13 protein-coding genes are annotated in these 9,315 nt (G+C 62.4%); 7 read left to right on the top strand and 6 right to left on the bottom strand.

Annotated features, from left to right (window positions below):
* Together JOZ76_RS11800 and JOZ76_RS11805 are read left to right on the top strand one after the other, a co-directional pair.
* On the top strand, positions 1–282 hold a 282-nt coding region (locus JOZ76_RS11800), incomplete at its 5' end, for an acyl-CoA dehydrogenase family protein (protein WP_291698800.1).
* Between the two features lie 142 nt (positions 283–424).
* Entirely contained in the window at positions 425–946 is a 522-nt protein-coding gene (locus JOZ76_RS11805; protein WP_366938568.1) for a nitroreductase family protein, read from the top strand.
* Between the two features lie 360 nt (positions 947–1,306).
* Here the strand turns inward: JOZ76_RS11805 and JOZ76_RS11810 are convergent, their stop codons facing one another.
* The 4 genes from JOZ76_RS11810 to JOZ76_RS11825 all read right to left on the bottom strand — a co-directional run bounded on the left by JOZ76_RS11810 (position 1,307) and on the right by JOZ76_RS11825 (position 5,205).
* Entirely contained in the window at positions 1,307–1,990 is a 684-nt protein-coding gene (locus tag JOZ76_RS11810) for an acyl-homoserine-lactone synthase (protein WP_291698801.1), read from the bottom strand.
* Positions 1,991–2,073: 83 nt separating this feature from the next.
* On the bottom strand, positions 2,074–2,808 hold the full coding sequence (locus JOZ76_RS11815; protein ID WP_291698802.1) for a LuxR family transcriptional regulator: 735 nt from the start codon (positions 2,806–2,808) through the stop codon (positions 2,074–2,076).
* Between the two features lie 490 nt (positions 2,809–3,298).
* Positions 3,299–4,096, bottom strand: coding sequence for an enoyl-CoA hydratase/isomerase family protein (locus JOZ76_RS11820; protein ID WP_291698803.1), 798 nt, complete (start codon positions 4,094–4,096; stop codon positions 3,299–3,301).
* A complete protein-coding gene (locus tag JOZ76_RS11825) occupies positions 4,093–5,205 on the bottom strand; it encodes a cyclic nucleotide-gated ion channel (RefSeq protein WP_291698804.1) in 1,113 nt (370 codons plus the stop codon). Before JOZ76_RS11825 ends, JOZ76_RS11820 begins: the two co-directional genes overlap by 4 nt.
* A 48-nt stretch (positions 5,206–5,253) precedes the next feature.
* On the opposite strand from JOZ76_RS11825, the gene JOZ76_RS11830 reads away from it, so the two are divergent.
* From JOZ76_RS11830 to JOZ76_RS11850, 5 genes are all read left to right on the top strand, one after another.
* Entirely contained in the window at positions 5,254–5,439 is a 186-nt protein-coding gene (locus JOZ76_RS11830; protein ID WP_291698805.1) for a hypothetical protein, read from the top strand.
* Positions 5,440–5,571: 132 nt separating this feature from the next.
* On the top strand, positions 5,572–6,243 hold the full coding sequence (locus JOZ76_RS11835) for a Crp/Fnr family transcriptional regulator (protein ID WP_291698806.1): 672 nt from the start codon (positions 5,572–5,574) through the stop codon (positions 6,241–6,243).
* Entirely contained in the window at positions 6,240–7,136 is an 897-nt protein-coding gene (locus tag JOZ76_RS11840; protein ID WP_291698807.1) for a DUF6537 domain-containing protein, read from the top strand. The genes JOZ76_RS11835 and JOZ76_RS11840 overlap by 4 nt, the downstream gene beginning before the upstream one ends.
* A 433-nt stretch (positions 7,137–7,569) precedes the next feature.
* Complete coding sequence (locus JOZ76_RS11845; RefSeq protein ID WP_291698811.1) at positions 7,570–7,920, top strand: DUF3307 domain-containing protein; 351 nt, start codon at positions 7,570–7,572, stop codon at positions 7,918–7,920.
* A gap of 188 nt (positions 7,921–8,108) precedes the next feature.
* The gene (locus JOZ76_RS11850) at positions 8,109–8,513 is read left to right on the top strand and encodes a hypothetical protein (RefSeq protein ID WP_291698808.1); all 405 of its coding nucleotides are present in this window, start codon (positions 8,109–8,111) and stop codon (positions 8,511–8,513) included.
* Between the two features lie 9 nt (positions 8,514–8,522).
* On the opposite strand, the gene JOZ76_RS11855 is transcribed toward JOZ76_RS11850, so the two are convergent.
* Positions 8,523–8,861 (bottom strand): YkgJ family cysteine cluster protein, encoded by a 339-nt coding sequence (locus JOZ76_RS11855; RefSeq protein WP_291698809.1) that lies wholly within the window; start codon positions 8,859–8,861, stop codon positions 8,523–8,525.
* On the bottom strand, positions 8,854–9,315 hold a 462-nt coding region (locus JOZ76_RS11860), incomplete at its 5' end, for a helix-turn-helix transcriptional regulator (protein WP_291698810.1). The genes JOZ76_RS11860 and JOZ76_RS11855, both read right to left, overlap by 8 nt.

The following is a 9,315-nucleotide window of genomic DNA, read 5'->3' on the forward strand; positions in this document are numbered from 1 at the left end:
AACTCGATCGGCAAGCTCGTCGCCGGTTCCATGCTGCAGGATATTGCGACTTACGCGATGGACCTCGAGGGCGCGGCCGGCGTGCTGACGGGAGCCGACGAGGAAGAGGCGCGGGGCCAGTTCCAGCAGATGCTGCTCTCCTCGCCCTCCATGCGCATTGCCGGCGGTACCGACGAAATCCTGCGCAACATCATCGCCGAGCGCGTGCTAGGGTTGCCCGGCGACATCCGTGTCGACAAGGACGTGCCGTTCAACAAGATCCCGACCAGGGGACGGACATGAGGTCATTCCCGGGCGCAGCGGAACGCTGCGAACCCGGAATCTGAGATTCAGGATGGCGCGGTGCAAAAGACCGTGCCTCGTGCAACCGCAGCCCTCGGCTGGAGATCAGCTCCGGCGAGGCGACTGAAAGTTCCGCAAAGCGATGGTTCGGGCCGCCACGAGTGGGCAGCCGGCGAACTCCGATCTTTCCTGTCCAAGACAATACCATGGCGTCGATCTGGAATGGCGGCGCGAAAGCGCTCGGCATCGCCAGGGCGACCACGACGCCCATGCCAGGCAGGCACTGGAGAATTTCAATTTCTTCGCGATCCCGCATGTCGCGATCGCCGACACCGACGAGGCGCTTGGGGTCTACGGCGCCATCGATTGCGGGGACTATGTCACCAGCTTTACGCTTGCAGCTCAGGCGCTTGGGGTCGCGACCATCCCGCAGGCCGCGCTGGCATCCCAGTGCGGTGTCGTACGCAGCCATTTCGGCATTGGCGGCGAGCGACGGGTGCCGTGCGGTATCTCGTTGGGATACCCGGACCGCGCGCACAGGGCGAACACTTATCGCACTGGTCGGGCCTCGATTGCCGATACAGTGATGTTTATTGGCAACTGGTGGAACCCGGATCCGGCGTGGAGGCAGCTAGGCGTGGGCAAAATGTCTCCACTATATTAGTAAATTATAACGTCTTGTTGCGCGAGCACTTGTGCTGCAATATGCAACTAGGCGTGGCCTTTCCCCTGCTCGGCGCCGGACTTGCTTTGGGCCTCATATGCCTCAAGTAGAGCTATCGACAAGATTCGCTCCAAAATCTTGAGTTGCATAGCCCTCGCGTCGACGATGCAAAATTGTAGAAGTGCAATGACTTTGTCGAGTGATGGTTCGGTCACGTCATGAGATCCGGAATGTCAGCGATGGGTTCCGACCAGATGCCGCCTAAGCTTGCATCCTTGAAGCCGGACGAGATGACGGCCTCGGGCCTGAGGTTGATGCGATATTTCCTCAAGCTGAAAGATCGCCGTCATCGGGAAGAACTCATTGCGCTTGCTGAGCAGCTGGTTGAACACGAGTTGAAATATCCGGCAGACTCCGCCGATTGACCCCTGTCAGCCCGCGCCAGGTCAGGACCGGTCTGCTCAGTCCGATCTGACTGCAGAGCGTCGTCCATGTCCCCTCGTCGCAATCGACCAGCACCGCGAGCACCGACATGCCATCCATGATGTGCGGCACGCCGAGCGGATGGGCCTTCCAGCCGCAGCGTTCGAATCGCGGCAGCCACCAGGATTCCAGCACGATCGAAAATCCCGTCAGTCCGGTGCTGAGGCCGTATTCCATGATCGCGGTCAGCAGCAGCATGTCGATGCGCGGCCCCGCATGTTCGCCGCGGCGTTCCGGGATCACGAAGATGCGCGACAGCTCGTAGACGTCGGGCCGATGGATCGGCCCGCGAAGGTTGAGATAGGGAAACAGCTCGCTCATCAGGGTCGGCATCAGGGTTGGTATGGCGCGCATCGCTCCGATCAGCTGGTCGTTCTCGATGCAGAACAGATAGACCGCGTCTTCGGTATCGAATTGATCAATTTCCCTTCCGTCCGGCCGTTCCAGCGCCATCCATTTGCGCTGCTTGACGTAGATCTCGTGGCGCAGACGGAAATAGGGGTCGAAATAGGCTTCATAGAGATGCCGGTTGTCTTTCCGGACGACATGAATATCGGGCATTGCGGTCACCGCTCGAACTGAGACTCGGTCGGTTGGCGAGGATGCCTATCGAAGTGAATTGATCCACTGGAAGAACTCCCAGTTCAGAGATTGATTTCGCCGTTGACAAGCGCGAGCGCAACGGTGGCCGTCTTGTTCTTCGTCATCAGCTTGCGCTGTGCCTCCTCGAGATGCCACCGCACCGTGCGTTCCGAAAGATTCAGGATCTGGCCCGTCTCCCACGCGGTCTTGCCGCGCGCAGCCCAGCGCAGCACTTCCGCCTCGATTTCGTTCAGGCGGCGGGCGGGCATCGCTGCGGCGGGGCGTGCCAGCGCCCGCAGCCGGCTGTGCGTGAACACCCCCACGAGATGCAGCGCGCTCCTGGTTTCCGCGTCCAGATACGGGCGCTCCCCGGCAATGCTGACGGCGGCGGTGGCATCGTCATAGTGAATCGGGATGCAGAAGCCTTCGTTGAGACCAAAGTCGCGCGCGCGCATCATGACCTTGTGCGCCGCCGGCTCGCGCTCGCGATCGTAGGGCACGTCCTTCCATTCGAACGGGTTCAAGGTATTGAAGCAGTGCCGTGGGATCGGATCGACCGCCTTGAAGTTCTCCCGGTTGTAGAGCTCGAACCACTGCGGCGGCCAGCCATTGGCGACAGTCGATTGCATGAGCGATTCTCCTGGGCTGGGAATGCGCGCCATGATGTAGGCGTGAAAACCGAGATCGCCGATGATCTTCTCAAACTGCGTGACCACGCCGGCAAAACTGTCCGTCGCCTCGATCGCATCGACGAAGTCCAGCGCGCGCCGTCCCCAATAAGGCTCCTGTTGCTGCATTCGTCTGTCTCCGGCCTCACAATCAAGCTAGACGAGGACAACCTTTAGTCAATCGCAAACTCCGTGGAATAAACCGTGTTGTTGTTTGTCACCTGATTCTTGTGCGCGCGTTCGCCAAGCTGAAATGTTCAGAGACATAATCTTTATCGCGGTGACGTATTCCACCCGGGCAATGGTGTCGGGATCCGAAGCGCCGCGCGAGCAGCGATTGAAGACAACTGCGAATACGCGCAGTCGTTCGAGAAAGATTGAAGGGAACGGCGCCGGCGAAACACCTCAAGATACCTCAGAGGCGATCAGAATTTAGGCACCTCCGAACACACATCAGGAAGACTGACGCGGTTTTCAGCTTCAGTAAACCTCGCACGAGGTGGAATTCCGTCGACACACGTTCAGATTGTATGAACGGGCCACCGTAAAAATACGGGTTTTATTGGCGCCCTGTGCACGACCGGTCGCGGGCAGCACAAGGCGGCTCGTAGGCATAGAGTCAGAATCTCGGCGGCCGCTTCTCGGCGAAGGCCGCGATGCCCTCCCTGATCTCGGTACCTTGCATGCTGTCGCGGTGGCGGCGGTCGGCGGCCGCCGCATCCAGCGTGCCACGCGCGATTTCGTTGATCGTATGTTTCATACCACGCATCGCGATCGGTGCGTTGGAGGCGAGCGTCCGCGCCAGGCGATCGACTTCCTCGTCGAGCACTGCGACCGGGACCATCGCGGTCAGGTAGCCGATCCGCAGCATCTCGCTGGCGTCGATCTTCTCGGCGGTGAGGAACAGCTTTTTGGCATTGTCCGTGCCAAGTCGTGACACATAGCGGCGGATGCCGTTCTTGTAGTAGTGCAGCCCGAGTCTTGCTGCGGGCATGAACATCTCGGCGGTGTCGACACCGATGCGGAAGTCGCAGGCCAGCGCCAGATCGGTCGAGCCGCCATAGACGCCGCCGTTGAGCCGGCAGATCGTCGGCACGCCAAGGTCCTCCAGCCTGTCGACCACGATCTCGAACGCGCTACCCGCGCTTTGCTTCTCTGCGCCGGCGGTGCGGTCGCCGATCGAGCCGAGGTCATAGCCCGCGCTAAAGGCGCGCCCGGTGCCGGTCAGAACCACAACGCGGATCGCCGAATCAGCTTCGATGCGGTCGAACAGTACGAGCAAGGCGTCGAGATCCTCCGGCTGCAATCGATTGAGATGCCTTGGCCGGTTGAGTCGGATGGTTGCGCGCGCCCCCTCGATGGCGAGAACTGGGGTGCTCGCCGCATCGGCTGTTCCACCGGGCTCAGCTTGCATCATTCGTTCTCCTGAGTGCGACGCTTGGCCTCGGCGTCGATGGTTTCCGCCAGGTCCGGATGGCGCGCCATCAGAAGACGAAAGTCGACGAGATCAAGCACCAGCAGCTTGGAGAGCCTTGTCGTGGTGATGTTGGCCGAGCGCAGATTGTTTCCGAGCAGCGCCATCTCGCCGAAGAAGGCGCCCTCGCCGAGCTTCACCTTCTTGCCGGGCAGATCGACCTCGACCTCGCCGGAGGCGATGAAATACATGCAGTCGCCGTGCTGGCCCTTGCGGATGATGGTCGTGCGCGGCGGCAGGTCGATGGTGCGCAGCATGTGGGTGACGTCGGCGATCGCCGAGGGCCCGAGGGTTGCGAAGAACGGCACCTTGCTGACCGATTCCCAGGTTTTCAAGAAATTGTCGCGGCGGGTTTCCGCAGCGAAGCCGGTGGCGAGAATGCCGGTCCACAGGCCGAACACGCCGAGGCCTGAAATCATCACCAGCGCCGCCACCATCCGCCCGAGCGGCGTGATCGGCACCACGTCGCCATAGCCGGTGGTAGTCAGCGTTACGACAGCCCACCAGAGCGCGGCCGGCACATTCGGGAACGTCGCCGGCTGCAGGTCGCGTTCGAAATAATACACCGCGACCGAACCGAGAAAGAGCACCATCAGGAAGAACACCAGCACGCTGAGCAGCGGCCCGGATTCCTGCACCAGCACGCGGCGCAACTGGCGAAGCCCGGGAACGCCGGGAATGACCTTGACCAGCCACAGCACCGCAAGCAGCCAGGCGGTTCGCTCCGGCACGCCGAGCAACAGGGCCAGCGGCACCGCGGCGGCCCCCGCCGTATCGACCAGTCCACGCGGCGAGACCAGATAGGCCACGACGCGCCTGCCGCGCAGCGCATAGCGGAGCCGCACCAGCCATTCGAACGCGAAGAAGGCCTGGCACGCCCACAGCACGGCATGGCCCCAGCGATGCGCTGCCTCATAGGCCGGGTCGATCGACAACAGCACCATGGTGAGCACGCCAATCACGATGGCGGCATAGGCAGCCCGGGTCATATTGCGGCCGCTCGTTGCCGCAACGAACTGTGCAATGGGAGAGAAAGCTAGCGGCTTGGACATTGGACGACGGCGCCTGTCGCTCACGAACCGGCCTCGCATGTCGCGGCCGTGATCGACAAACTGCCCCGGCCGGGGCAAGCCCGTCAACGCGGCTTGGCGCACGGCCCCATATCCATGGTGGCGGTCAATTCGTATGAGACCGCGCCGTGGTTCCGATCGCAAAATGGCGGCGGCGAGATTGCCGGAATTTCGGACTATTCCAACGGCTTTCGCGATCAGACGGGTGATTTTTAGCGGGAATTGCCTCGTTTACCGGTCAAAACCTCGCCTTTTCGCCCTATATGACAGAGTCCCGCGAACGTTTCGGTGGCGGGGAGAGACGAACCCGCAAAGACCACATTCACTCTCAAACGCTGGTTGGCCCCGATGGATACTTCCCACCTTGCCGAGCACGCAGGCGCTGCTGGCAGCTTTTTTGCCTCGATCTTCGTGGTCGCGACACTCTCGATGCGCACGATGATCCCGCTGCGCGTGTTCGCCATTCTGACCAACATCGTTTTGATTACGACCGCGATCCCGATCCACAATTACCCGACGCTGGTGCTGCATACGGTGCTGCTGCCGCTCAATGTGTACCGGCTGCACCAGATGCTGCAGCTGGTGCGCAACGTGAAGAAATCCGTCAACAGCGATCTGTCGATGGAGTGGCTGAAGCCGTTCATGACCGAGCGCAGATGCAAGGCCGGCGAGGTCCTGTTCTACAAGGACGAAAAGGCCGAAAGCATGTACTACATCGTCAGCGGCCGCTACCGCCTGGTGGAATCCGGCATCGAACTGCCGGTCGGAGCCATCGTGGGCGAGTTCGGCATGCTGTCGCCGTCCAATGTGCGAACCCAGACGCTCGAATGTACCGCGGACGGGCTCATCCTCTCGGTCAGCTACGACCAGGTCGAGCAGCTCTACGTGCAGAACCCGGCCTTCGGCTTCTATTTCCTCCGCCTGGTCAGCGCCCGGCTGTTTGAGAACATTGGCAGGCTCGAGGAGCGGCTGGCGCTCGAGACCGTGAAGGCTCCCGCCGCGGCACCGAGCCCGGCATGAGCAGTCTCGAGGAGGCACGCGTGCCGGACGACGACGGCCTGTTGTCATCGCTTCGCTATCTGTTCGCCGATTTCCTCGACGAGCAGGATACGACGCCGCCACGCCTGCCCGATGGCCTTCCCGATTCCCTCTCGTCCATCGTGGACGACGGCATTTCGCTGTTGATGGACTATCAGGGCGCCGCCTACGCCAAGCTCTATGTCGAGAGACTGCAGCGCTTTATCGGCAGGGTCGATGTCAGTCCCGCGATGCTCGCCGAGATCGCGCGGCTGCTCGCCAGCCGCATGGCCTATCAGGATGCGATCCGGATCGCGCAGCTCAAGCTCGCCCAGCTCAACCAGACCGGCGTCCGCTCCGTCGAGAATGTCAGGCTGCGGTTCGACGAGCTGGTCGACACGCTTCCCGCCGTCGCCGCCGACCCGGTGCTCACGGTGCTTGGCTATCTCGGCTGGCTGCACAAGCAGGTGTCGATCCCGTTCTCGACGGCGAGCCTGTGGGGGATCCGGCGGCTGAAGATGGAGGCCTGGCTGCGGCGCTGGCGGATGTTCTCGATTCGCTACGCCGAGGAGCGGGTGTGGGTCGAGCGCTGGCTGCACATGATCGCCCGCTGCCTTGCCAAGCAGCCGCAATCGGTGTCGGCGGTGATCCAGACCGCCACCATGGTGCAGGGCTACGGCGATGCCTACCGCCAGGGGCTGGCCGACTGGCATGCGATCATCGACGCGCTGGCGAAGCCGACCTTCGACGGCGCGTTGCCGCTCGGCGATCTCGCCGGGGCCATCGTCGAGGCGCGCGCGGCCGCCATGCCCGACCCGCGGCAGGCCTCGCTCAAGCGCAGCATCGCGCAGATCAGGGCTCGGGCCATGGGCGGCGCCGTTAACGCGGCCGCTTGACCGTCTTCTTCATACGCCAGCCAAGTGCATGCTTGCATGTGCACGCCTCTGGCTTTGCTTCAGCCAAGCGTGCCCACGGTTCCCGCAGGCTAACGACTTAAAATAGAATGGCAATTTCGTACAATCCGGATGATATTCGGCGCGTTCCGATTGCACATCATAGTGCCGGGTAACCTTGCCGGGCGGCAGCGACGCGGTCTTCTGTCCCGCTGTCAAGGCCGATCCTGTGGTTTTTTCGGCTCACCGCAGGTGAATTCCGGGCGGGGAGATGTCATAAAAGGCCGAGATGTCATAAAAGGTCAACATGCGCCCGGTTCTAAGCATGAGTTCCGCTGCACGCCTGCAGTCCTAAAGGTTGGTTCCAGCGAGGACGCGAACGTTGTCGTTTCCCCTTCTGTCGTCGTCGATTCCGGTTGGTGCGCTGGTCGGCTGGATGCTGCTCCTTACCGTCAAGCACATCATCGCCGACTTCGTTCTACAGAATTCCTGGATGGCCTTCGGCAAGGACCAGAAGACCGGCTGGGCGCTGCCGCTCTTGGTGCACTGCCTGATCCATCTCGGCGTTCTCTTGGCGCTGCTGTTGATCGTCGCACCGCGGTTCTGGTTCGTCGCGCTGATCGATTTTGCTGTTCACATCACCGTCGATCGTGCCAAGGGGATCTGCTCGTCGACCTTCAAGATGACTCCGGAGCATCCGTGGTTCTGGACGCTGATCGGCGTCGATCAGGCGCTGCATCACGTGACGGGTTTTGGCCTTTCGATCTTCATGGCGGCGAACGGCTGACGTTCGCGAGTCGCGGGATGAGAGATCAATCCTGTTGATCGATCGCGGCGCGAGAACATGTGTCGCCGATGAAGCACTCTTCCCGCAATTTCACGTGCTTTCTCTCCGTACGACTACCGCTCAGAAAATAGTTTACCTTCCGTTAGAAGGTTGCAGGCCAATTCTTGCCGTACAAGGGAGAATTGAACATGTTTTCAAGCCAGAACGTCTACGAAAACGACTCCTGTCCGGTTCGCGATGAACTGCTTGGCGAACTCTATCGCGCAGACCAGAACGGCCTGCCCCAGCTCGTCGAGAGCGTCGCGCCCGACGTGCGCGCAATGCTGGCCCTGTTCTGCTATCGCAAGGCGCACCTGCATTCGCTGGCCATCGCGATTGCCACCAGCTGCAGCGAGCGCGATCTGGTCCGGATCGGCGGCCGCGCGGGACTGGCGCTGTTCACGCTGTCCCGTGAGGCGCCCGCTGCGCGGCCTGCGCCGGTCTCGTCCTATGGCGGCCGCAAGCCGATCACGTTGTCGACCACGCCGCTCCGCGCGCTTGCACCGCTCGATGACGATCTCGACGACGATTTGGTCGAAGCCGCGATCGCGTAGTTTCACTGCTCAACCGGCCGGCGGCGACATCCGTTCGGCGAGCGGTGGCAGTCCATATCTCCTGCGCGCCATGTTGCACTCGGCATCGCCGGGCATGCAGGTCCGGCACACCTCCGGCCGCACGTCATGGATCGTGCACGAGGTGGCGATACCGATCCTGCCGGCCAGCGCCGCGCAGCGGTCGCCGTCACAGCGCATGCCGCTCTGCGCCGCATTGACGAGCTCTCGCGGAATCAAGTCGAGCGCCGCATCCTCCTCGGTCGAAAAACGCGGCCAGTTCGCGGAATAGGCGCAACAGGCGCCGCAGGACCGGCAGATCTGTGCGATCGCCTCGCTTGCATCAGACATCCTGCGGGTGCTCCCAGACCAGCGACCGCCGCCATTTCGCGCGCAGCGCGTCGCGCCGCTCCGGATAGCGTTCGTCGAGATAGTCCGCATCCACCACGCGGTCGGTGCGGAAGCTGCGGAAATCGCTGCGCAGCTCGCACCACGCCGCGAGGATGCGCACCGCCTCGTGATAGCCGATCGCGATCGGCCAGATGGTGCGCTCCGAGTCGCGGCCGTGCTCGTCACGGTAGCGCAGCGCGATCTTCTTGCCTTCGTGGATCTGCGAGCGGGTCCGCGCCATGTCGATGCGGTCGGGCTCCTTGCGCCAATAGGGCCGGGCGCGGCTCGCCGGCTCAAGCACGAAGGGCCGCAGCCGCTCCGGCACCGTGTCGGCGATCTTTGCCATCAGATCTTCGGCAGCGCGCGCCAGCACCGGATCGGCGTGGCCGATCACCCACTGCGCGCCGAGCACGGC

This window comes from Bradyrhizobium sp. (genome assembly GCF_019244115.1).
Lineage (GTDB): Bacteria > Pseudomonadota > Alphaproteobacteria > Rhizobiales > Xanthobacteraceae > Bradyrhizobium.